This window comes from Streptomyces sp. iso_384 (assembly GCF_056172905.1).
Genome location: NZ_JBWBTT010000001.1, coordinates 4,784,781 through 4,806,954 on the forward strand (window position 1 = coordinate 4,784,781; position 22,174 = coordinate 4,806,954).

A 22,174-nucleotide genomic window follows, 5' to 3' on the forward strand; every position below is an offset into this window, starting at 1 on the left:
GATCCCCGGAACGGGCCACACCGTAGCCGGGGCATCTCCGTTTATCCACACTCAGGACAAAGTTCGTGCGATTGCTGCCGTAGCTATTGGCGGACCGCGAAAAGAGGTCTAGCTTCGTGCGCTGTCGCAGTGAATCAAGAGCGGGCGAACCAAGAGCCAGTAGGTCGACAGCTCCTGACGAAGAGTGAGCAAGCCACAGTCACCGAGAGGTGCAGTGACCACAGAGGGGTGGGTGACCACATGCAGCGCGCATCACATCACCGGTCCAGATCACGACGCGGCCTCGCGGCGGCCGTGGCGGCCGGCGCACTGACCGTGTCCATGCTGGGCAGCGGCGGCCCGGCCAGCGCCGACACATCGCCGGACCGGGCCCTGGTGGAGAAGATGGCGACAACGTTGTCGCTCCCCTCTCCGCCGGGCGCGAAGAGCCAGGTGAAGGTGCTGGTGTTCCACGCGTCGGCGGGTGACGAGGCCCCGTACACCGACGCCGGGATCGCGGCGATCGAGAAGATCGGGCTGACCGGTCCGGAGGCCCGGCGGTTCACCACCGTGGCCACCGCCGACCCGAAGGTGTTCACCAACGGCAAGCGGCTCGGCTCCTTCCACGCCGTCGTCTTCCTGACCGGCGGCGGCGACGTCCTCGACCCGGAGCAGGAAGCGGGCCTGGAGGCGTACATGGAGGCCGGCGGCGGTTTCCTCGGCATCCATGACGCGGCGCGCACCGAGCCCTACTCGGACTGGTTCACCGGTCTGGTCGGGGCCCGCCCGGCGGCGAACAGCCCGGCCACCGTGCAGCGCGCGACGGTCGAGATCGGCGACCGGGTCCACCCGGCCACCAAGAGCCTGCCGTTGGAGTGGAAGCGGCCCGACAAGTGGCTGAACTGGACGAAGAACCCGTCCGGCGATGTCCACACCGTGGCGCGCGTACGGGAGTTGACGTACAAGCCGGGCGCGAGCGCCAACGGCTGGGACCACCCGGTCTCCTGGTGCCGCGACTACGACGGCGGCCGCTCCTTCTACACGGCCATGGGCGGCACGGCGGACAGCTTCGCCGAGACCGACTTCCGCGACCATCTGCGCGGCGCGCTCTCCTGGACGAACCGGACCTCGCAGGCCGACTGCAAGGCGACGATCACCTCCAACTACACCGCCGAGCGGGTCACCGAGCCCAACCAGCCGGGCCAGAACGACCAGATCGGCGAGCCGCACGGTCTGGTGACCGCCCCGGACGGACGGGTCTTCTACATCGGGCGCGGCGGGGCCGACAGCTCCCAGCCGGTCGTCATCGACTGGAACGACCCGAACATCGGCAAGGGCAAGGGCGAGATCCACGTCTACGACCCGAAGACCGGGAAGGTCACCCTGGCCGGTGCGCTGGACGTCTTCGGCAACAAGGGCGGCGGCGACGAACTGGTCAAGGTCGAGGAGGGGTTGCTCGGTATCGAGCTGGACCCGGACTTCGCTTCCAACGGATGGGTGTACCTCCACTACACCCCGCACGCGAAGATCGACCGCGACAAGCGCATGGCGACCCGGCAGGTCTCCCGCTTCACCTTCGACTCCGCGACCGACAAGCTGGACCTGGCCTCGGAGAAGGTGCTGCTCGACTGGCCGGTGCAGATCAACAGCTGCTGCCACGCGGGCGGCGGTATGGCGTGGGACTCGAAGGACAACCTGTACATCGCGACCGGTGACAACAACTCCTCCGGTTTCAGCGACGGTTACTCCGGCAACAACCCGCAGCCGAACTACAAGGGCGTCTCCTTCGCCGACGCGCGGCGCACGGCCGGCAACACCAACAACCTCAACGGCAAGATCCTGCGGATCCACCCGGAGGACGACGGCACGTACACCCTGCCCTCCGGCAACCTCTTCACCGGCGAGGAGCCGGACGAGGGCGGCGGCAAGACGCGGGGCGAGATCTACGTGATGGGCGTGCGCAACCCGGCCCGGATCTCGATCGACCCCTCGACGGACACGCTGTACGCGGGCTGGGTCGGCCCCGACGCGGGCTCGCCGTCCACCACCTGGGGTCCGGCGAAGTACGACACGTTCGCCGCGATCACCAAGGCGGGCAACCACGGCTGGCCGTTCTGCATGGGCAACAACCAGCCCTACCGGGACCGTAATCTGCCGGATCCGACCAAGCCGCTGGGCTGGTACGACTGCGACGCCCCGAAGAACGAGTCGCCGAACAACGACGGGCTGGTCAAGCTGCCGCCGGTCACCCCGAACACCATCTGGTACTCGCCGCAGGGCGGCGGGGTCGACTATCCGCGCGACGAGAACGGCGTACCGAGTTACCAGGCGGAGGAGGGCAAGGAGCTGCTGCCCTGGCTCAAGGGCGGCGGGCAGGCCACGATGAACGGCCCGGTCTACCGCTACGACGCGCAGAGCGAGTCCACCGCCAAGTGGCCCGCCTACTGGGACGGCAAGTGGTTCGTGGGCGACTTCTACGACGACACCCAGCCCCGGCACGCCGTGCTCACCGACCCGAAGACGGTCGGCAAGGGCGGACTGCCCACGCACGCCGAGTCGTTGAAGAAGATCATCCCGGTCGGAGCGGACGGCATCCGCAATCTGATGGACTGGAAGTTCGCACCGGACGGTTCTCTGTACGTCCTGGACTACGGGCGCGGCTTCTTCACCTCCGACTCCAAGTCCGCGCTGTGGCGCGTGTCGTACAAGGGCGGCGGCGCGACGCCGGCCGCCGCGGATCTCGTGGACAAGGCGGCGGCGAAGTGAGACATCTCCCCTACCTCGCACGCAGGCGGCACCGTCCGCCGAGCTTCTGGGTGGCCCTGCTGGCCTCCCTCCTGATGGTCCTCGGGCTGACCTCCACCGCCGCGTACGGCAAGGGCGGCGACGCTCCCGGGGCCAAGGCCGCCGACCAGGTGCTCACCTGGACCGCGGGCGACCCGATCGACCACTATCTGACCGCGCCGAAGACGGCGGTGGCCGGCAAGGCGACGATCGTCTTCGAGAACAGCACGGCGACCGGGAACACGACGAGCATGCCGCACACGCTGACGTTCAGCGTGTCGGACCCGGAGTTCAACAACGACGTCCAGCTGAACATCCTGGCCAACCCCGGTGACTCCGAGGGCGGCAAGCACAGCGTGGAGGTCACGCTGTCGCCCGGCCGGTACTTCTACCACTGCACGATCCCCGGCCACGGCATGATGCAGGGCATCCTGACCGTCACCGAGGGCAGCGGCGAGGACACCGAGGCCCCCGCGACCTCGGCGAAGGTCGACGGCGACCAGAACGGCGACGGCGCGTACATCGGCCAGGCCACGGTGACCGTCGAGGCCACCGACGAGGGCTCCGGCGTCGACACCGTCGAGTACGCGCTCGGCGCGGACGGCGAGTGGCAGCCGTACACCGCGCCCGTCGTGGTGAACGAGGTCGGCGACCACACGGTCCGCTACCGGGCCACCGACAAGGCGGGCAACGCGGCCGGGGAGAAGTCCGTCGACTTCGCGGTGGCCGCCCCGCCGACCGACGACGAGACCCCGCCGGAGACCTCGGCGACCGTCTCGGGCGAGAAGGACGACGCGGGCGCGTACCTGGGCATGGCCACGGTCACCGTGACCGCGTCCGACACCGGGTCCGGCGTCAACTCCATCGAGTACGCGCTCGGCGCGGACGGCGAATGGAAGGCGTACACCGCACCGGTGATGGTCCACGAGGTGGGCGAGCACACCGTCCGCTACCGGGCCACCGACCGGTCGGGCAACGTCGCGGACGAGAAGTCCGTCGAGTTCACGGTGGTGGAGCCGCCGTCGCAGGACCAGACGGCTCCGGAGACCTCGGTGAAGGTCGAGGGCGACAAGAACAGCGACGGCGCGTTCATCACCAGCGCCAAGGCGACCGTCTCCGCGACCGACGACGACTCGGGTGTGGACAAGGTCGAGTACAGCCTCGACGGCGGACCGTACCTCGCCTACACCGCCCCGGTGATCGTCGACCGGGTCGGCCACCACTCGATCGCCCACCGGGCGACGGACAAGGCGGGCAACACCTCCGAGGCGAAGAAGGTGTCGTTCACCATCGCCCAGGGCGGCGGGGTTCCCGCGCCGAACTGCGCGGAGTTCGACGAGCGGCACACGGTCTTCGTCGGCACGATCGACACGGGCGTCCCGAACCGGATCACCCGTAACCGCTGCACGATCAACGAGCTGATCGAGGACGAGAAGGACTGGTCCTCCCACGCCCTGTTCCTCAAGCACGTGACGGCGGTCCTCGACAAGCTCAAGACCGACGGCGTCATCGACCGGCGCGAGCGCAAGGCGATCAACCAGGCCGCCAAGCAGTCGGGCATCGGCAAGCCGGGGCAGTCCGAGGGCTACACCAAGCTCTTCGACGGCACCGCGGCCTCGCTCGCCAAGTGGGAGCACGTGGGCGGCGGCAAGTTCGAGCTGAACGAGGAGGAGGGCTCGATCACCAGCTCCACCACGGTGGACGGGATGGGCATGCTGTGGCTGCCGAACCGGGCCTACGGCGACTACTCGCTCAAGCTCCAGTGGCGGGACGACGCCCCGGGCTCGGGCAACGCCAACGGCGGGGTCTTCGTCCGCTTCCCGAAGGTCCACGACCACCCGGAGGAGTCGCGTCCGGAGTGGGTCGCCATCAAGTACGGCCATGAGATCCAGGTCAACGACCGGCCGGACGGCGACATGTACAAGACCGGTTCGGTGTACGGCTTCGACCGGGTGGGTCTCGGCGGCGCCGGGGTCACGCCCAAGGGCACCTGGAACGACTACGAGATCAAGGTGGTGGACCAGCACTACGAGATCTACCGCAACGGTGTCCTGATCAACGAGTTCGACAACACCGGCGGTCAGCTCTTCGAGCCGCCGCGCGGCGACGACCCGGGCACCGACGGCCGGCGGTTCGCCTCCGGTTACATCGGGCTCCAGGTGCACGGCGTCACCGACGTCATCTCGTACCGCGACATCCGCATCAAGGAGCTGTAACCCGCAGGGAAGAGCCAGAGTCTCAGGTGGCCGTGGCCGCATGCTCCGGCGTGCGGGCGCGGCCACCTGGGTGTCGGTGCCGCCACACCCAGAAGACCGTGCAGGAGACCAGTGCCCAGGCGGCGAGGACCAGATACGGGAAGACGAACTGGTGGCCCTGGTAGTACACGGCGGTGTGCTGGGCGTTGACGGAGGCGCCCGGCGGCAGCCAGCGGCCGATGTGGCCGAGCGCCGAGGGCAGCAGCGGCCAGGACACCGCCCCGCCGGAGGACGGGTTGCCGAGCAGCACCATGACGCCCCAGGTCGGGATCATCGCCCAGCGGCCCATCAGGGTGTTGAACATGGTGAAGACCATGCCGGAGGTGAACATCGTGAACGCCAGGATCAGCCAGGACTGGACGAACGGCAGGTTCACCGCGCCCAGCCACCAGTCCACGGCCGCCGCGATGGCGAAGCCCCCGAGCAGGGCGTACGCGGCGGTGAAGGCGATCCGCTCGGCCGGGTTGAGTCCGTGGGCGTGCACGCTGAGCTGGATCGCGCCGAGGAAGCCCATGATCACGGCGGCCAGCGAGATGTAGAACAGGGCGAGCCCGCGCGGATCGCCCCGCTGGAGCGGCTTGACGTCCCGGACGGTGACCTCGACGCCGGTGGCGTCCCCGACTTCGAGCCCCGCCTTGCCGAGCAGTTCGGCCACGGACGCGCCGGAGGCTCCGGCCACGTCGAGTGCCACCCCGTCGTCGGCCGCGCGCACGATGGCGAAGACCTTCTGTTCGTCCAGGGCGCGGCGGGCGTCGGCGACGTCCGGGTAGTCGCGCAGCTCCAGCGAGGCGTCGAGCGCCTTCTCCATCCCGGCGACGAACGCCTCGCCGCGCTCCACCTCCGGCTGGGTGACCAGGGCGGCCGGGATGCGGTGCGGAGTGGGGTTGGCCATGGCGTACGTGTAGGAGCCGGCGAAGAGGCCGGCCGCCGCGGCGATGATCAGGACGAGGACGGTCGCGGGGAGGAACGGGCTGTTCTTGTAGGCCTCCCAGCGCTCGCGGAGGGTGAGCGGCCGCCCGTGCGCACCGTGCCGCTCGCCGCTCCCGCCCGGCCCGCCGACGTGCTCGCTCCCCGTCTCGCCGCTCCCGCTCACGCCATCTCGCCGTCGTCGTGGCGGGCGCGGCTGGGCTGGACGCGCTTGGGCTCGCCGGGCATCTTCGGGTACTCCGGCGGGTAGGGCATGTCGCCGAGCCCGCGCTCCCTCTCGTCCCGGTCGGCCAGCTCCAGCAGCCCGTCCAGCCGGAACGCCTCCTGGTCCATGTCCGCGTGTACGTCGCCGAGTTCGGCGTACCGCCCCGGCATCGTGCGGAGGTCGAAGTCGCGCGGCTCGGCGTCGTCGATCTCCTCCCAGCGCAGCGGTGCGGAGACCGGGGCGTGCGGAAACGGGCGTACGGAGTAGGCGGAGGCGATGGTGCGGTCGCGGGCGGTCTGGTTGAAGTCGACGAAGATCCGCTCCCCGCGCTCCTCCTTCCACCAGGCGGTCGTCACCCGCTCGGGCATCCGCCGCTCCAGCTCGCGCCCGGCGGCGATGGCGGCGCGCCGCACCTCGACGAAGGTCCAGGCGGGCTCGATGGGCACGAAGACATGCATCCCACGCCCGCCGGAGGTCTTGGGCCAGCCGCGTACACCGTGGTCCTCCAGGACGGAGCGCAGTTCGTGGGCGGCGGTGACCGCGTCGGCGTAGTCGGTGCCGGGCTGCGGGTCCAGGTCGATGCGCAGTTCGTCCGGGTGGTCGGTGTCCCCGGCCCGCACGGGCCAGGGGTGGAAGGTGAGCGTGCCGAGGTTGGCGGCCCAGATCACGGCGGCGAGCTCGGTAGGGCAGATCTCGTCGGCGGGACGCCCGCTGGGGAAGGCGATCCGCGCGGTGGGGATCCAGTCGGGGAGGTTCTTCGGGGCGCGCTTCTGGTAGAAGAAGTCGCCCTCGACCCCGTCCACGAAGCGCTGGAGCGTGGTCGGCCGGTGGTTCAGGGCACGCGTGATCCCGGGGCCGACCGCCAGGAAGTACTCGGCCACGTCCCTCTTGGTGTAGCCCTTCTCCGGGAAGTACACCTTGTCCGGGTTGGACAGCCTCACGGCCCGTCCGCCCGCGTCCAGCTCCACCGCAGCTCCCATGACGGCCACCGTAGGCCGGTCGCACATATGCCGCACATCGGGCGACATGGGCTGGGTGAGCGGTCCAGAATCGGACCATGGACCTGCCGGTGATGCCGCCCGTGAAGCCGATGCTCGCCAAGTCGGTGGCCAGGATCCCGCCGGGCATGGCCTACGAGGCGAAGTGGGACGGCTTCCGGGCGATCGTGTACCGGGACGGCGACGAGGTCGAGATCGGCAGCCGCACGGGCAAACCGCTCACCCGCTACTTCCCCGACCTGGTCGACGCCGTACGGGACAACCTTCCGCCGCGCTGTGTGATCGACGGGGAGATCGTCATCGCCCACGAGGGGCGGCTCGACTTCGAGCGGCTCAGCGAGCGCATCCATCCGGCGGACTCCCGGGTGCGGATGCTCGCCGAGCGGACCCCGGCGAGCTTCATCGCCTTCGACGTCCTCGCGGTCGACGACACCTCTCTTCTCTCCACCCGGCAGGCGGACCGGCGGGAGGTGCTGAAGGCGGCACTCTCCGGCGCGTCCGCGCCCGTCCTCCTCGCCCCGTCCACCACGGACATCGAGATCGCCCGGGAGTGGTTCGACCGGTACGAGGGCGCCGGGCTCGACGGGGTCGTGGCGAAACCGCTCGACCTCCCCTACCGGCCCGACACCCGGGCCATGTACAAGATCAAGCACGAGCGGACCGCCGATGTCGTGGTGGCGGGCTACCGCGAGCACAGGAGCGGCCCGGTCGTCGGCTCGCTGCTGCTCGGCCTGTACGACACCGACGGCGTGCTCCAGCACGTCGGGGTCTGCGCGGCCTTCCCGATGAAGCGGCGTGCCGAGCTGGCCGAGGAACTCGCCCCGCTGCGCTGCTCGTTCGCCGAGCATCCGTGGGCCGCCTGGGCGGACGCGGCGGCACACGAGCAGTCCCGGCTGCCGGGCACGCAGAACCGGTGGTCGGGCAAGAAGGACCAGTCCTGGGTACCGCTGCGCCCGGAGCGGGTGTGCGAGGTGGCCTACGACCACATGGAGGGCGACCGGTTCCGGCACACCACGCAGTTCCGTCGGTGGCGGCCGGACCGGTCCCCCGCCGGCTGTACGTACGCACAGCTGGAGGAGGTCGTCTCCTACGACCTGTCCGAGGTGCTGTCAGGCGGCTGACTCCGGGTCACCGGTCGGCGTGGCGCAGGGCTCGTCCAACCCGGCCGGCTCAGGCGTCCCGGCGTCGTCGGACGGGGACGGCGACGGAGTGTCGCCGGGGCAGCCCGGGTCGGTCCCGCCGGGGTCGGGCGGTGTGGTGGGCCCGGTCGGGTCGGGGCTGGGGCTCGGGCCCGGCTCGGTGGGACCCGGGTCGGTCGGGTCCGGGCTGGGGCTCGGGCCCGGCTCAGTAGGGCCGGGGTCGGTCGGGTCGGGGCCGGGGTCGGTCGGGTCGGGGCCGGGGTCGGTCGGGTCGGGGCTGGGGCTCGGCGAGCCGGGGCCCGTGGGGCGCGGTGTGGGCGTCGGGCTCGGCGACCGCGTGGGCTGCGGGCCGACGACGACGCCTCCGTCGCCCTCGCCGGGGCGTTCCGGCGCGCCGGGGCCGCCGACCGGGGCCTTGGGCCGGGTCTTCCCGCCGGGGCCGGGGCTGACCGGGAGGACGCCATCGCCGTCGGCGACCGGGTGGCTGCCCGTGCGGTAGAACTCCAGCCACGACAGCACCGTCCGCAGATAGGTGTCGGACCGGTTGTAGCTGAGGATGGCCCGGTCCAGGTCGGCCTGCCGGTCCAGGTCGCGCGGCCCGGCGCAGAGGTAGTGCCCGGCGGCGAGCGCCGCGTCGTAGATGTTGTTCGGGTCCTTGCGTCCGTCGCCGTTGCCGTCCGCGCCCCAGGACGCCCAGGTGGACGGGATGAACTGCATGGGCCCGACGGCCCGGTCGAAGGCGCGGTCGCCGTCGTACGCCCCCTTGTCGGTGTCCCGGATCAGCGCGAAGCCGTTGCCGTCGAGCGCCGGGCCGAGGATCGGGCTGAGCGTCGTCCCGCGTGCGTCGACCCGCCCGCCGGAGGCCTGGCCGGACTCGACCTTGCCGATCGCCGCGAGCAGCTGCCACGGCAGTCCGCAGCCCGGGTCGCTGCGGCCCACCGCGCTCTCGGCCTTGCGGTAGGCGGCCAGGACGGTGGCCGGAATGCCCGCCTCGGACCAGGCGCGGACCACTACGGGGTCGGGTTTCTCGCCGGGCTTCAGTGGCCCCGGCGGCTTCGGGGACCGTAGCGGCGGCAACTCGGTGTGGTAGACGTCGTCGCCCGGCACCTCGGTCCACACGACGTCGTCGGAGGCCGCCGCCTTCTCCTGCCGTGGCTCGGGCAGGGCGAACCCCGGGGCCTGGGACGCGGTGAGCGCGGTCATCGCGGCGACGGCGGTGGCCGTGGTGCTCAGCCTGCGGCGCACGGTGCGGTCGAACCTCATGGGGGCTCCCCTCTCCGGGTCTCAGCGAGTGAACGTGTCGATGGCGGCGATCAGCCAGGTGTCCCCCCGGCGGACGGCGTCCACGGCGAACATGGCCGCCGCGTACGTCGTCTCCTCGTCCTTGCCTGTACGGGTGTTGCTCTGGTCGGCGAAGACCAGCAGCCGGGCCCGGTCACCGTCGAGGAACTCGACCCCGCTCTCGGTGACGGTGGTGGTCAGGACGAGTTTCTGCTTCGGGGCCTGCTCCCGTACGTCGGCGAGCATGTCCTTGTGCTGCTGAACGGCCCGGCCGGTCAGATAGGTGCTCGCCGCACGGTCGGAGCGGGCGGGCGAGGCGTAGTCGTACGAGAACACCGCGCCGACCGCCTCGCTGATCCGGCCCTTCACCTCACTGGTCCGGCCGATGTCGGTGAGCGCGGTGTTCTGCCGGGCCGGCTCGTCACGGAGACCGCTCGCCGAGGCGAACGCCCAGGCGGCGAAGGCCCCCAGGACCACGGTGAGAGCACACAGCAGGACGGGCAGCGTGACGCGGAGGCGGGGCGTCCTGGTGCGGCGGGCGTCCGCCGTGGCTTCGGGAGCGGTGTCGGCATCGGTGCTCGATGCGGCGGCGGTGTCCGAAGGGGACGGGGCGGCCGGTGGATCGGGCTCGGTCGTGGTGGCCGGGCCGGCGGTCGGCCCGGCCACGGGTTCCGTGCCGGTCTCCGCCGTGCGCGGTGGCGCCGTGGCCAGCCGGCGGCGGCGGTTGACGAGGTGGCGGGTCGTCGACATGGGCGGGGTCCTCTCCGGGGCGTGCGGGGCTGGGCGGATGCGAGGGGGCGGAGGTCAGCCGGCCGTGCTGCCGACGGGCGCCTGACCCAGCGCGCTGAGCTTCCACCCGTCGGCGGTCCGGGCGAGGCTCCCGAGCAACCGGCTCTCCTTCACCGCCGGTTCGCCCTTCGGTGCGGTCACGGTGACCCGGATCGCCACCATCACCCCGGCCCGGCCCGCCCGTTGGTCCAGTTCGGTCACCGCGCCGGAGAGGACCTTGGCCGTGCTGACCGTCTTCGCCTCGGTGATCTGCTTCGCGAAAGCGTCGCGTCCGTCTGTGAGTTGGCGGTGCAGATCGCCGGTGGTGGACTGCTCCCAGCTGTCGAGCCCCTTCTCCAGCGAGCGGTGGTCAAGGGTGTTCATGTTCTGCACCGCCTGTTCGCCCGCCGCCAGCGCGTCGTCCCGCGCCTGTGCGAAGGACGCCGCGTCGTCGTGCGCTGCCTCGTAGCGCGACCAGCCGCCCCAGCCCGCCGCTCCGGCCGCGCACACGGCGAGGGCCAGCGCGACGATCACCAGCGGATTCCTGGTCCCGTCCGGTGCCGCGGCCACCGGTACCGCGTCCTGCTGCGCGGTGTCCCGCTCTGCGGCGTCCTGCTGCGCCGTGTCCTGCTCTGCTTTCCGCTGCCGTGCCATGTGCTGCCTCTCCCCTGCCTGCCGAACCGGACCGGTGCGCCAACGTGTCCGGGCCGCCCTCATATGGAGCCGATCTCGACAATCCACCAGCGCCCGTCGCGCAGTTCGGCGGTCACCGTGAGCTGCGCGGAGGCGGTGGTGGGGGCGCGGCCCCGGCGCTCGTAGACCTGGTCGAGGAAGACCAGGAGGTGGGCGCTGCTGCCGGTCAGCCGGGTCACCCCGGCCCGGACGACCTCGGTGGTGAGTGTCAGCTTCTGGTCGGTGGACTGCCGCTCGACCTGGCCGAACAGCGCCGCGTACTGCTGGAGCGCCTTGCCCGCCAGGACCTCTTTCGCCGCCGCCCTGGTGACGGCGGTGGCCCCGGGACCGTACGAGAAGATCTTCCCGAGCGCGCTGCTGACGTCGCCGGTGACGCGGACGGTGGCCTCCGCGTCGGTGAGGGCGAGGTTCGCGGTGGCCGGGGTGTCGCGCAGCTGGCGGCCCTCGGCGTACAGGGCGGCGCCCGTGGCGATCAGGGCGACGGTCAGCAGGACGCCGAGGACGCGTGGCCACCGGCGGCGGGGCGCGTCCACGGCATCCGCCAGGACCGGCTCGTCCACCGCGACCGTCTCTGTGTCTGTATCTGTGTCCGTGACCGTCGCGCCCGTCACGTCCGTATCCGTGTCCGTGTCCGTCGCGCCCGTCGCGTCCTTCGTCGTGCTGTTCATCGTCGGCGTTCCTCCCCGCGGCCTCATCGGCCGCCGCCCGTTCCGATCGCCGTGAGCGCCTTGACCTTCCAGCCGTCGGCCGTACGGGCGAGGGTCGCCGTGAACCGCTTGCGCTGGGTGCCGGCCGCGCCGGTGCGCGGGGTGACCTGGACGTCCACGGTGGCGATCAGCTCCGCCGTGCCCGTGCGCTCGTCCAGTGCGGTCAGCGCCGCCGATGTGACCTTGCCGCGGGCCGTGTCGCCCGCTGTCGTCAGGGACTTCGCGTCGGCCTTCCGGGTCCGCTCCAGCTGGTCGTGGAGCGGGCCTGTGGAGGAGTCCAGCCAGGCTCGCAGCCCCTCGTCGACCTGCTTCGCGTTCTCGCCGTCCAGACTGTTCAGCGTGGCGAGATGCCGCTTGCCCTCGGTCAGGGCGGTGTCGCGGGCCTTCGCGTAGGCCAGGGAGCGGTCGCCGCGGGCCTGCCCGTACGACCAGGCCCCCAGGCCGCAGAGCAGTGCGGCGACGAGGAGGACGGCCCAGCCGGCCCGGCTTCGGGTGCGAGGTGTCATGAGCCGCCTCCCAGGCCGAGCAGTCCGGCCATGCCCTCGGCCGGCGACTGCGGGGCCGCGGCTGCGCCGTCCACGGTTCCGGGCAGCTTCATCGAGCCCGGTACGGCGGGTTTCGGCACCGGGCCGCCCTTGGGGGCGTTGGCGCTGCCCCGGACGTTGATGCCGGTGCCGGGCGAGGAGGTGCAGCGGGCGGCGGTGTTCACGGCGGGCCCGGCCGAGGTGTTGAGGCCGTTGCGGTAGACCGTGCCGCCGTAGCCGGCGGTGCAGGGCAGCGGTTCGAAGAAGGTGACGGACATGCCGAACCGGGCGCCGTCGTCGTCGACCGCGCTCGCTCCGGCGGCGGCGACGGCGGGCAGCTTCACCAGGAGTTCCTCCAGGCCGCGCTGTCGGGTGACGGCGACCTCCGAGGTGGTGAGGAGGTTGGCGACGACGACGCCGAAGGCCGGGTCCAGGTCGCGGAGCAGTCCGCTGATCTGGACGGCGGCGTCCGGGGTGGTCGCGATCAGTCGGCGCAGATCGGTGTCGGAGCCCTTCAGTTCGGCGGCCAGTTCCTTGGCTCCCGAGGCGAAGCCCTTGAGGGCCTGCCCCTGTTCGGCCTGGGTCCGCAGGACGCGCTCGCCGTCGGCCATCAGCCGGGTGGTGACCGGCAGGGACTTGTCGGCGGACTCGATGAAGTCGCCGCCGGTGTCCAGCAGGACCTGGAGGTCGTCGCCGCGCCCTTCGAAGGCGGCTCCGAACTCCTCGACGACGGTCCGCAGGCTCTCCAGGTCCACCGAGCTCGCCAGGTCGTCGACGCTGGTGAGGACGTCGGTCGGGGGCGCGGGGATGGTGGTGTCGGCCTCGTCGATGACCGAGCCGTTGCCCAGGTAGGGCCCGTCCTCGCGGGTGGGCCGCAGGTCGACGTACTGTTCGCCGACCGCCGAGAGGTTCGCGACGACGGCGGTGAGGCTGTCCGGGATCGGCGGGGCGTCCTTCTCGATCCGCAGCTCGGCCTCGACGCCCTCGTCGGTCAGCTCGATCGGGCCGACGCGGCCCACGGAGACCCCCCGGTAGGTGACGTTGGAGTGTGTGTACAGGCCGCCCGTCTGCGGGAGTTGGACCGTGACGGTGTAGTAGCTGCGGAGTCCGACGTAGTGGCCGAGATCGGCGTACCGCACGCCGAGATAGCCGAGGACCAGGACGGCGATGACGAGGAAGGCGAGGTTCTTCAGCCGGATGGCGAGGGTGATCACGGTGTCGCCTCCTTCTCGGTCTTCGGCGTGCCCGGTGTGGTCTTCGGCGTGCCCGGAGCGGTGGTCCTCGGTGTGCCCGACACGGCCGGCAGCGGCAGCGGCAGCGTGCTGCGGGCCGCTGCCGCCGCGCCCTCGCCCTCGGCCGGGGGCAGCGGGATGCCGGGCTCGTCCGGGGTGAGCGGCGGGATGATCTGCGTACCGGGCAGGGCCGTCACATCCAGGTAGACGTTGAGGTAGTCGCCCTTGACGCCGCGCAGCACCTCGTCCGTGAAGGGGTAGGTCAGCAGCACCTGGAGGGAGTCGGGAAGGTCCTGGCCGGAGTCGGCGAGCGCCTTGAGGGTCGGGGCGAGCGCCTTGAGGTCGGCGATCATGTCGGCTTTGCTCCGGTTGATCGTGTCGACGGCCACGGTGGAGAGGGTGTCGAGGGAGCGCAGCATGGTGAGCAGGGAGCCGCGCTGCTTCTCCAGGACCTTGAGTCCGGGGCTGAGCCCGGTCAGGACCGTGCCGACGTCCTGCTTGCGGGTGGCGAGGGTGGCGGCGAGCCGGTTGACGCCGTCGAGGGCCTTGGTGATGTCACCCTTGTTCTCGTCCAGGTTGGTGACGAGGGTGTCGACCCGCTTGAGCATGGAGCGGATCTGCGGTTCCTGTCCGGCGAGCGCCTTGTTCAGCTCGGTGGTGATGGTCTTGAGCTGGTTGACGCCGCCGCCGTTGAGGAGCAGGGACAGGGCTCCGAAGACCTCTTCGACCTCCGGGTTCCGGTTGGTGCGGGAGAGCGGGATGCGTCCGCCGGCGGCGAGCGAGCCCTGTGCGGTGCCCTCGGGGGGCGGGGCGAGCTGGATGAACTTCTCGCCGAGCAGGCTGGACTGCTCCAGCCGGGCGTACGCGTTGGCGGGCAGCTCGATCTTCCCGTTGACCCGCATGGTGACCCGGGCCCGCCAGCCGTCCGGGGCGAGGGCGATCTTCGTGACGCGCCCGACGGACACGTCGTTGACCTTGACCGAGGACTGCGGGGCGAGGCTGAGGACATCGCCGAACTCGGCGGTGACCTCGTACGGGCGGTCGCCGAGGTCCGCGCCGCCGGGCAGCGGGAACTGTTCGATGCCGGTGAAGGAGGGGGTGTCGGGGCGGACCACGACCAGGGCGATCAGGGCGCCGGTGGCGAGCAGCGCCACGGCTGAGACGGCGGCCCGTACGACGGGTCTGCGCCGGGCGTCGTCGTTCATCGTCGTGCCCCCTTCTGCTTGCCGGGCTGCTTCTCGGGGGTGCCGTAGACCGTGCCGACCTCGGGCAGCGGCAGGACGGGCAGGGCCTTGCGGCGGGTCGCGTCGACGGGGGCGAGGCCGGTGAGCCGGCCGGCCGCTTCGGCGGCCCCGGGGTCGACGAGCGGTCCGCCCATGGACAGTTCGTTGAGGTTGGTGCGCCCGTTGAGGGTGCGGTTGGCCGGGTCGTAGGCGTTGAGCACGTTTCCGGCGGCGAGCGGCAGGGTGTCCATCGCCTCGGCGAGCGAGGCGCGCTGGTCGACGAGGGCCTGGGTGACGGGCACCAGGGCCTCGACGTTCTTCTTGAGCGCGCCGCGGTTCTTCGCGATGAAGGTCTTGACCTGGCCGAGGGCGGTGCCGAGTTCCTTGAGGGCCGCGCTGAGGTTCTTCTTGTCGTCGGCGAGGAAGGAGGTGACCGTGTTCAGCTGCTGCTCGGCGCTGCGGACGTTGCCGTCGTTCTCCTTGAGCATGGTGGTGAAGGTCTGCAGGTGGGCCAGGGTGTCGAACAGGTCGCCGCTGCTCTTGTCGAGCGTCTTGGTGGCCTTGCCGAACTGCTCGATGGAGTCCCCGATGGCCTTGCCGTTGCCGTCGAGGTTCTTCGCCCCGGTGTCCAGGAGCCGGGCGAGCGCCCCGTCGGCGTTGGCCCCGTTCGGGCCCAGCGCGGTGGAGAGTTCGGTGATGGAGGCGTACAGCTCGTCGACCTCGACGGGGGTGGCGTTGTGGGCGGCGGGCAGGACCGCGTCGTCGGCGAGGCGGGGTCCGCCGTCGTAGGCGGGGGCGAGCTGGATGTAGCGGTCGGCGACGAGGCTGGGCGCGACGACGACGGCGTGGGCGTCCTCGGGGACGTCGATGCCCTCGTCGAGGCGCAGCACGACTTTCACCTCCTTGCCGCGCGGTTCGACGGAGTCGACGGTGCCGACCTTGACGCCGAGGATCCGGAGGTCGGATCCGGCGTAGACGCCGGTGGCCCGGTCGAAGTAGGCGGTGACGGTGGTCTTTCCGTCCTCCTCCAGGGCGCTGACGCCGGTGGCGGCCGCGACGGCGACGAGGGCGAGTCCGGCTCCGATGCCGATGATGCGGGTGCGTCTCATGTCAGCGGCCCCCTTGCTGCCGGGGTGGCATGCATCCGGTCGCCGGGGGTGTGCCGGCGGGAAGGTAGTTCTTGGGCACGACGCCGCAGACGTAGTTGTCGAACCAGCGCCCGCTGCCGAGGGTGTTGCCGACGAGCCGGCTGTAGGAGCCGGTGGCGGCGAGGACCTTGTCCAGGCTCTTGCGGTTCTTGACCAGGACGGCGGTGACCCGGCCGAGGGAGTCCAGGGTCGGCCCGAGCTGTTCGTCGTTGTCCTTGACGAGTCCGGCGAGCTGGGTGCCGAGGTCGCGGGTGCCCGTGAGCAGCAGATGGATGGAGTCGCGGCGGGCCCGGATCTCGCCGAGCAGCAGGTTGCCGTCCTCCAGGAGCGTTTCGAAGCTGCTCTTCTTTCCGGCGAGGGTCTTGGTGAGCTGCTTGCTGCTGCGGAGCAGGGTGGCGAGCTGGGCGTCGCGTTCGGAGACCGTACGGGAGAGGGCGGAGAGCCCGTCGGCGGCGCTGCGGACGTGGGGCGGGGAGTCCTTGAAGGTGGCGGAGATCGCCTCGAAGCTCTTGGCGAGCTGTTCGGTGTCGATCTCGCCGATGGTGTCCCCGAGCCCGTTGAACGCCTGGGTGACGTCGTACGGGGAGGTGGTGCGGCTCGCGGTGATGCGGGAGCCGGGGTCCTGCGGGGCGTCGCCGAGGGGGTCGACGGCGAGATACTTCTCGCCCAGCAGGGTCTTGATGGCGATGCCCACGGTGGAGGAGTCGCCGATCCAGGCGTTCTTCACCCGGAAGTCGACGCGGACCTTCGCGCCGTCGAGGGAGACGCCGGTGACCTCGCCGACCTTCACTCCGGCGATCCGTACCTCGTCGCCGTCGGCGAGTCCGGCGGATTCGCTGAAGTCGGCGCTGTAGGAGGTGCCGCTGTCGAGGAAGGGCAGGGAGTCGGCGCGCCAGGCGGCGAGGCCGACCAGCGCCAGGACGAGGAGCCCGACGACGGCGACGGCGACCGGGTTGCGTTCCCGGATGGGGGTGATTCTCATGCCAGGCACCTCGGTTGGGTGATCGCGATGCCGGTGGGCGGCGTGCTGCCGTCGTCGTGGGTGACGCCGCTGACCTTCGCTTCGCAGAGGTAGAGGTTGAGCCACGATCCGTAGGACGTCAGCCGGGTGATGGCCGCCATCTTGGCCGGGGTCTTCTGGAGGAAGTTCTCGATCTGCGGGGTGCCCTTCTCCAACTGGCCGCTGAGCCGTCCGAGTTGCCTGATATCGTCCTTGAGCGGCTTTCTGCCGTCCTGGAAGAGGTCCGCGGTGACGGTGGTGAGCGCGCCCATCGCGGTGATGGCCTCGCCGAGCGGTTTCCGGTCGCCGGAGAATCCGGTGACGAGCTTCTGGAGGGTGACGACGAGGTCGTCGAAGCCCGCCTCCCGGTCGTTCACCGTCTTGAGCACCGTGTTGAGGTTCTTGATCACCTCGCCGATCACCTTGTCCTTGGCGGCGACGGTGGTGGTGAGCGAGCCGACGTGCCGCAGGATGCTGTCGACGGTGCCGCCCTCGCCCTGGAGGACCTGGACGATGGAGCCGGCGAGCTGATTGACGTCGGGCGGCGAGAGACCTTCGAACAGGGGCTGGAAACCGTTGAAGAGCTGGGTGAGGTCGAGCGCCGGGGTGGTGCGGGAGAGCGGGATGGTGGCTCCGGGCGCGAAGGCGCGGCCGACGGGTCCTGTTCCCTGGTCGAGGTCGACGTACCGCTGGCCGACCATGTTGAGGTATTTGATGGACGCCGTCACCGAGGCGGGGAGGGTGCGTCCTTTGCGTACGGCGAAGGCGACTTCGGCGACCCGCCGGTCGGCGACCTTCACGGATTCGACCTGGCCGACCTTCACCCCGGCGATCCGGACGCTGTCGCCGGGAATGAGACCGGTGGCGTCGGTGAACCGCGCCTTGTACGTGGTGGTGTCGCCGACGCCCGTGTTGGCGATGGAGAGTCCGAGGACGGTGGTGGCCAGCACGGTGACGACGATGAAGACGAGGGACTTGGTGATCGGTCCGGCGAGCGAGCGGCGTTTCACTTGAGCTTCACCTCCGCACCTCGGAAGGCCGGGCCGATGAGCACGCTGCTCCAGTCGGCGAGGTCTCCCGGCCGGACCTTCAGCGAGGGTGCGACCAGTTCGTTGACGAGCCGGGACTCCTGGGGCGAGTTGGGCAGACCGAGCGCGGTGTCCGTGCCGTCGCCGCCGTCGCCCTGGGTGGGCGGTGGTGCGGTGACGTCGGCGGCCCGGCGGGTGTCGGCGGTCGGGGCGTGCTTCCCGACGTACGGCACCGAGTAGCAGTGCGGTCCGCCGGTGGCGTCGTAGACCGGGGTGTCCTTGCCGGGGACGTACTTGCCCTTGGAGGGAACGGCCTTGACCGACACGTGCAGTCCCGGCTGGTCGGTTCCCTTGCCGAGGGCCTTGTCCATGGCGGGCACGAAGCCGGCCATGGTGCGCAGGGTGCAGGGGAACGACTCGGCGTATTCGGCGAGGAGTTCGAGGGAGGGGCGGCTCGTTGCGGAGAGCCGGATGAGGTTGTCCCTGTTCTCCCGCAGGAAGGAGGTGACGTCCTGCGCGGCGGCCGTGGTCGTGCCGTAGAGGCCGGCCAGCCGTGCCTCCTGGTCGGCGAGGGTGGAGCTGGTGACCGTGGCGTCGGTCAGTGCGTCGAGGACGTCCGGCGCCGCGTCCGCGTACAGCGTGCTCACCTTGACGAGTTCCTTGATGTCGGCGTTGAGGGTGGGGAGTTGGGGGTTGAACTTCTTCAGGTGGCCGTCCAGCGTGGTCAGCGTCTCGCCGAGGCGTTCACCGCGGCCCTCCAGTGCCTGGGAGACGGCGTTGAGGGTGGCGGAGAGCTTCTCGGGCTTCACGGCGGTCAGCAGCGGCAGGACGTTGTCCAGGACCTGTTCCAGCTCGATGGCGTTGGAGGAGCGGTCCTGCGGGATGACGGCCCCGGCCCGCAGCGTGGAACCCGTGGGGATACGGGGCGGGACGAGCGCGACGAACCGTGCGCCGAAGAGGGTGGTGGGCAGCATCTGGGCGGTGACGTCGGCGGGTATCTGCCCGAGCTTGTCGCGGTCGATGGCCAGGGTGAGGCGGGCGCCCCCGCCGTCGGCGGCGATGGAGCGGACCTGCCCGATGACGACGCCGCGCAGTTTCACGTCGGCGTTGTCGTGCATCTCGTTGCCGACCGGGCCGGTGCGGACGGTGACGGTGGCGTCGTCGGTGAAGTCCTTCTCGTACACGGAGACCGAGACCCACACCAGGACGGCGGGCACCAGCAGGAAGGTGACTCCGGCCAGGCGTCGGCGGACCGTGCGGGTGCTGGAGGTACGCATCAGCCGGCCACCTTCACGGTCGTCGTGGCGCCCCAGATGGCGAGCGAGAGGAAGAAGTCGGTGACGCTGATCAGGACGATCGCGTTGCGCACCGACCGGCCGACCGCCACGCCCACGCCGGCGGGTCCGCCGGTGGCGTGGAAGCCGTAGTAGCAGTGGGCGAGGATCACCAGCACGCTGAAGATCAGCACCTTCAGCACCGACAGCAGGACGTCCTGCGGGGAGAGGAAGAGATTGAAGTAGTGGTCGTAGGTGCCCGCCGACTGCCCGTTGAAGAAGATGGTGATGTAGCGGGAGGCGACGTAGGAGGAGAGCAGCCCGATCGCGTACAGCGGGATGATCGCGACGACTCCGGCGATGATCCGGGTGGTGACGAGATAGGGCATGGACCGCACGCCCATCGCCTCCAGGGCGTCGACCTCCTCGTTGATCCGCATCGCGCCGAGCTGCGCGGTGAAGCCGGCGCCGACGGTGGCGGAAAGGGCGAGGCCGGCGACCAGCGGGGCGATCTCCCGGGTGTTGAAGTAGGCGGAGATGAATCCGGTGAACGCCGAGGTGCCGATCTGGTTGAGGGCCGCGTATCCCTGGAGTCCGACGACCGTGCCGGTGAAGAGGGTCATGGCGACCATCACGCCGATGGTGCCGCCGATGACGCCGAGTCCGCCGCTGCCGAAGGCGACCTCGGCCAGCAGCCGCTGCACCTCGCGCAGATAGCGGCGCAGGGTGCGCGGGATCCAGACGAGCGCCTTGACGTAGAAGGTGAGTTGGTCGCCGGATCGGTCGAGCCAGCTGAGCATCGCCATCGGTCAGCTCCCCTTCGCGGGGACGATCTGGAGGTAGATCGCCGTGAGGACCATGTTCACGAAGAACAGCAGCATGAAGGTGATGACGACGGACTGGTTGACCGCGTCGCCGACGCCCTTGGGACCGCCGCGCGGGTTGAGGCCGCGGTAGGCGGCGACGATGCCCGCGATGAAGCCGAAGATGAGCGCCTTGAACTCGCTGATGTAGAGGTCGGGCAGCTGGGCGAGGGCGGAGAAGCTCGCGAGGTACGCGCCCGGGGTGCCGTCCTGCATGATCACGTTGAAGAAGTAGCCGCCGAGCGTGCCGACCACCGAGATCAGCCCGTTGAGCAGGACGGCGACGAGCATGGTGGCCAACACCCGGGGCACGACGAGGCGTTGGATGGGCGAGACGCCCATGACCTCCATCGCGTCCAGCTCCTCGCGGATCTTGCGCGAGCCGAGGTCGGCGCAGATCGCGGATCCGGCGGCGCCGGAGATCAGCAGCGCCACGATGATCGGGCTCGCCTGCTGGATGACGGCGAGGACGCTGGCGCCGCCGGTGAAGGACTGGGCACCGAGCTGCTGGGTGAGCGAGCCGACCTGGAGGGCGATGACCGCGCCGAACGGGATGGAGACGAGGGCGGCGGGCAGGATGGTGACGCTCGCGACGAACCAGAACTGTTCGATGAACTCCCTTACCTGGAACGGCCGGCGGAAGATGGCCCTAGCCACGGCGACGGCGAGCGCGAACAGCTTCCCGGTCTCGCGGAGCGGCGCGAGCAGCCGGGAGGGCCGGCGCTGCTCGGGGGCCTTCCCGGAGGCATTCCCGGAGGCGGCGGGCGGGGGTTTCTCGGGCGGCTCGGGCGGCCGCACCGGCATCGGGGCGGTCACGCGCGCGCACCTCCCGCGGCCGGAGCGTAGCTGTTGAGGATGGCTGTACGGGCGGCCTCCGGCAGCTGGCCCATCATCGACATGACCCGCTCGCGGCGGCGCAGCGCGCCCTGGCGTACGGGCATCCCGGGCGAGGGCTCCAGCTGGGGGACGACGGTGCGGGGCCCGGTGGGCAGCGGTGCGGTGTCGCCCAGTTGCTCGGCGGCGAGAGTGGCGGCGTCCTTCTCCTCGGACATGCCGATGGGTCCTTCGCGGCGTCCGGCGAGGAACTGGGAGACCACCGGGGTGTCGCTGGTGAGCAGCACCTCGCGCGGGCCGAAGGTGACGAGGTTGCGGCAGAACAGCATGCCCATGTTGTCGGGGACGGTGGCCGCGATGTCGAGGTTGTGGGTGACGATGAGCATCGTCGCGTCGATCTGCGCGTTGAGGTCGATGAGGAGCTGCGAGAGATAGGCGGTGCGGACCGGGTCGAGGCCGGAGTCCGGCTCGTCGCAGAGGATGATCTGCGGGTCCAGGACCAGGGCGCGGGCGAGGCCGGCCCGCTTGCGCATACCGCCGGATATCTCGCCCGGCAGTTTGCCCTCGGCGCCGAGGAGCCCGACGATGTCGATCCGCTCCATGACGATGCGGCGGATCTCGGATTCCTTCTTGCGGGTGTGCTCGCGCAGCGGGAAGGCGATGTTGTCGAAGAGCGACATCGAGCCGAAAAGAGCCCCGTCCTGGAACATGAGACCGAAGAGCTTCCGGGTCTCCATGATGTCGCGCTCGGAGCTGTTCACCATGTCGACGCCGTTGATGAGGACGCGTCCCTGTTCGGGCTTCAGAAGCCCGATGATGGATTTCAGAAAAACGGTCTTTCCGGTTCCGGAAGGACCGAGCATGACACTCACTTCACCGGCGGGCAGGGTGAGGCTGACGTCCTGCCAGATGTTCTGCTTGCCGAAGGACTTCGTCAGGCCCTCGACGACTACTTCGATTCCCATCGGCCCTCCCTCCAGGTGGCGGTGAACGTGTTCATCGTTAGGCGCTCCGGCTCTGAGAAAAGCGATGGCGGCTCGTCACACATGCACCGGGGGGCGCACGTTATGTCCGCCGAAACCGCCAGGGCAAGCCGTTGAACAGCGGAGATCGACGAACGCGGTGCTGAGAGTGGATCACTTGTCATTCGGTGACAAAGCCGGTCCCCGACCTTGTCGAAATCTGCGCAAGCACCCGGGCGTTCCCGATCGGCACGTCTGGGACGCTACGGGCCGGTAACCTGACTTCGCAATACTGGGTACAGATTTTCCTCGGCGAGAATTCATGTGGTGCGAAGGATTGTTGCCGGGTG

19 protein-coding genes are annotated in these 22,174 nt (G+C 70.5%); 3 read left to right on the top strand and 16 right to left on the bottom strand.

Going from position 1 to position 22,174, the window contains the following annotated elements; all coding sequences use genetic code 11:
• Positions 1-240 precede the first annotated feature (240 nt).
• Both AC0VY3_RS21450 and AC0VY3_RS21455 read left to right on the top strand, forming a co-directional pair.
• On the top strand, positions 241-2,745 hold the full coding sequence (locus AC0VY3_RS21450; protein ID WP_475550314.1) for a ThuA domain-containing protein: 2,505 nt from the start codon (positions 241-243) through the stop codon (positions 2,743-2,745).
• The gene (locus AC0VY3_RS21455) at positions 2,742-4,979 is read left to right on the top strand and encodes an OmpL47-type beta-barrel domain-containing protein (RefSeq protein WP_475550315.1); all 2,238 of its coding nucleotides are present in this window, start codon (positions 2,742-2,744) and stop codon (positions 4,977-4,979) included. Before AC0VY3_RS21450 ends, AC0VY3_RS21455 begins: the two co-directional genes overlap by 4 nt.
• A 22-nt stretch (positions 4,980-5,001) precedes the next feature.
• Here AC0VY3_RS21455 and AC0VY3_RS21460 read toward each other — a convergent pair whose 3' ends face one another.
• Together AC0VY3_RS21460 and ligD are read right to left on the bottom strand one after the other, a co-directional pair.
• Complete coding sequence (locus AC0VY3_RS21460) at positions 5,002-6,111, bottom strand: ABC-2 transporter permease (RefSeq protein WP_475550316.1); 1,110 nt, start codon at positions 6,109-6,111, stop codon at positions 5,002-5,004.
• A complete protein-coding gene (ligD, locus tag AC0VY3_RS21465; protein WP_475550317.1) occupies positions 6,108-7,130 on the bottom strand; it encodes a non-homologous end-joining DNA ligase in 1,023 nt (340 codons plus the stop codon). Before ligD ends, AC0VY3_RS21460 begins: the two co-directional genes overlap by 4 nt.
• 77 nt (positions 7,131-7,207) lie before the next feature.
• Between ligD and AC0VY3_RS21470 the strand changes: the two genes are divergently transcribed.
• A complete protein-coding gene (locus AC0VY3_RS21470; protein ID WP_475550318.1) occupies positions 7,208-8,269 on the top strand; it encodes an ATP-dependent DNA ligase in 1,062 nt (353 codons plus the stop codon).
• Here the strand turns inward: AC0VY3_RS21470 and AC0VY3_RS21475 are convergent.
• From AC0VY3_RS21475 to AC0VY3_RS21540, 14 genes are all read right to left on the bottom strand, one after another.
• A complete protein-coding gene (locus tag AC0VY3_RS21475) occupies positions 8,258-9,550 on the bottom strand; it encodes a lytic transglycosylase domain-containing protein (RefSeq protein WP_475550319.1) in 1,293 nt (430 codons plus the stop codon). The two genes, AC0VY3_RS21470 and AC0VY3_RS21475, sit on opposite strands and share 12 nt — an antisense overlap.
• A gap of 21 nt (positions 9,551-9,571) precedes the next feature.
• Positions 9,572-10,318, bottom strand: a complete 747-nt coding sequence (locus tag AC0VY3_RS21480) for a hypothetical protein (RefSeq protein ID WP_475550320.1) — start codon at positions 10,316-10,318, stop codon at positions 9,572-9,574.
• 54 nt (positions 10,319-10,372) lie between these two features.
• Positions 10,373-10,870 (bottom strand): hypothetical protein, encoded by a 498-nt coding sequence (locus AC0VY3_RS21485; protein WP_475551716.1) that lies wholly within the window; start codon positions 10,868-10,870, stop codon positions 10,373-10,375.
• A 179-nt stretch (positions 10,871-11,049) separates the two neighbouring features.
• The gene (locus tag AC0VY3_RS21490) at positions 11,050-11,697 is read right to left on the bottom strand and encodes a hypothetical protein (protein WP_475550321.1); all 648 of its coding nucleotides are present in this window, start codon (positions 11,695-11,697) and stop codon (positions 11,050-11,052) included.
• 23 nt (positions 11,698-11,720) lie between these two features.
• A complete protein-coding gene (locus AC0VY3_RS21495) occupies positions 11,721-12,242 on the bottom strand; it encodes a hypothetical protein (RefSeq protein ID WP_103507059.1) in 522 nt (173 codons plus the stop codon).
• Positions 12,239-13,474: an MCE family protein gene (locus tag AC0VY3_RS21500; protein WP_103507058.1), complete on the bottom strand. Its 1,236-nt coding sequence runs from the start codon at positions 13,472-13,474 to the stop codon at positions 12,239-12,241. Before AC0VY3_RS21500 ends, AC0VY3_RS21495 begins: the two co-directional genes overlap by 4 nt.
• Positions 13,471-14,697, bottom strand: a complete 1,227-nt coding sequence (locus AC0VY3_RS21505; protein WP_103507057.1) for an MCE family protein — start codon at positions 14,695-14,697, stop codon at positions 13,471-13,473. Before AC0VY3_RS21505 ends, AC0VY3_RS21500 begins: the two co-directional genes overlap by 4 nt.
• Positions 14,694-15,824 (bottom strand): MCE family protein, encoded by a 1,131-nt coding sequence (locus AC0VY3_RS21510; protein WP_475550322.1) that lies wholly within the window; start codon positions 15,822-15,824, stop codon positions 14,694-14,696. The genes AC0VY3_RS21505 and AC0VY3_RS21510 overlap by 4 nt, the downstream gene beginning before the upstream one ends.
• Before the next feature lies 1 nt (position 15,825).
• Entirely contained in the window at positions 15,826-16,845 is a 1,020-nt protein-coding gene (locus tag AC0VY3_RS21515; RefSeq protein ID WP_242737671.1) for an MCE family protein, read from the bottom strand.
• Positions 16,842-17,873, bottom strand: a complete 1,032-nt coding sequence (locus AC0VY3_RS21520; protein ID WP_103507054.1) for an MCE family protein — start codon at positions 17,871-17,873, stop codon at positions 16,842-16,844. Before AC0VY3_RS21520 ends, AC0VY3_RS21515 begins: the two co-directional genes overlap by 4 nt.
• A complete protein-coding gene (locus AC0VY3_RS21525; protein WP_242737673.1) occupies positions 17,870-19,168 on the bottom strand; it encodes an MCE family protein in 1,299 nt (432 codons plus the stop codon). Before AC0VY3_RS21525 ends, AC0VY3_RS21520 begins: the two co-directional genes overlap by 4 nt.
• Positions 19,168-19,971: an MlaE family ABC transporter permease gene (locus tag AC0VY3_RS21530; protein ID WP_097867568.1), complete on the bottom strand. Its 804-nt coding sequence runs from the start codon at positions 19,969-19,971 to the stop codon at positions 19,168-19,170. The genes AC0VY3_RS21525 and AC0VY3_RS21530 overlap by 1 nt, the downstream gene beginning before the upstream one ends.
• Positions 19,972-19,974: 3 nt before the next feature.
• Positions 19,975-20,844, bottom strand: coding sequence for an MlaE family ABC transporter permease (locus AC0VY3_RS21535; protein ID WP_103507052.1), 870 nt, complete (start codon positions 20,842-20,844; stop codon positions 19,975-19,977).
• Positions 20,841-21,827, bottom strand: coding sequence for an ABC transporter ATP-binding protein (locus AC0VY3_RS21540; RefSeq protein ID WP_030076269.1), 987 nt, complete (start codon positions 21,825-21,827; stop codon positions 20,841-20,843). Before AC0VY3_RS21540 ends, AC0VY3_RS21535 begins: the two co-directional genes overlap by 4 nt.
• Positions 21,828-22,174: the final 347 nt, after the last annotated feature.

Excerpts from the sequence above, each read along its gene's own strand:
- AC0VY3_RS21450 (WP_475550314.1), top strand. The coding sequence starts at position 241 with ATGCAGCGCGCATCACATCACCGGTCCAGATCACGACGCGGCCTCGCG.
- ligD (WP_475550317.1), bottom strand. The coding sequence starts at position 7,130 with ATGGGAGCTGCGGTGGAGCTGGACGCGGGCGGACGGGCCGTGAGGCTG.
- AC0VY3_RS21470 (WP_475550318.1), top strand. The coding sequence starts at position 7,208 with ATGGACCTGCCGGTGATGCCGCCCGTGAAGCCGATGCTCGCCAAGTCG.
- AC0VY3_RS21475 (WP_475550319.1), bottom strand. The coding sequence starts at position 9,550 with ATGAGGTTCGACCGCACCGTGCGCCGCAGGCTGAGCACCACGGCCACC.
- AC0VY3_RS21480 (WP_475550320.1), bottom strand. The coding sequence starts at position 10,318 with ATGTCGACGACCCGCCACCTCGTCAACCGCCGCCGCCGGCTGGCCACG.
- AC0VY3_RS21490 (WP_475550321.1), bottom strand. The coding sequence starts at position 11,697 with ATGAACAGCACGACGAAGGACGCGACGGGCGCGACGGACACGGACACG.
- AC0VY3_RS21495 (WP_103507059.1), bottom strand. The coding sequence starts at position 12,242 with ATGACACCTCGCACCCGAAGCCGGGCCGGCTGGGCCGTCCTCCTCGTC.
- AC0VY3_RS21505 (WP_103507057.1), bottom strand. The coding sequence starts at position 14,697 with ATGAACGACGACGCCCGGCGCAGACCCGTCGTACGGGCCGCCGTCTCA.
- AC0VY3_RS21510 (WP_475550322.1), bottom strand. The coding sequence starts at position 15,824 with ATGAGACGCACCCGCATCATCGGCATCGGAGCCGGACTCGCCCTCGTC.
- AC0VY3_RS21515 (WP_242737671.1), bottom strand. The coding sequence starts at position 16,845 with ATGAGAATCACCCCCATCCGGGAACGCAACCCGGTCGCCGTCGCCGTC.
- AC0VY3_RS21525 (WP_242737673.1), bottom strand. The coding sequence starts at position 19,168 with ATGCGTACCTCCAGCACCCGCACGGTCCGCCGACGCCTGGCCGGAGTC.
- AC0VY3_RS21530 (WP_097867568.1), bottom strand. The coding sequence starts at position 19,971 with ATGGCGATGCTCAGCTGGCTCGACCGATCCGGCGACCAACTCACCTTC.
- AC0VY3_RS21540 (WP_030076269.1), bottom strand. The coding sequence starts at position 21,827 with ATGGGAATCGAAGTAGTCGTCGAGGGCCTGACGAAGTCCTTCGGCAAG.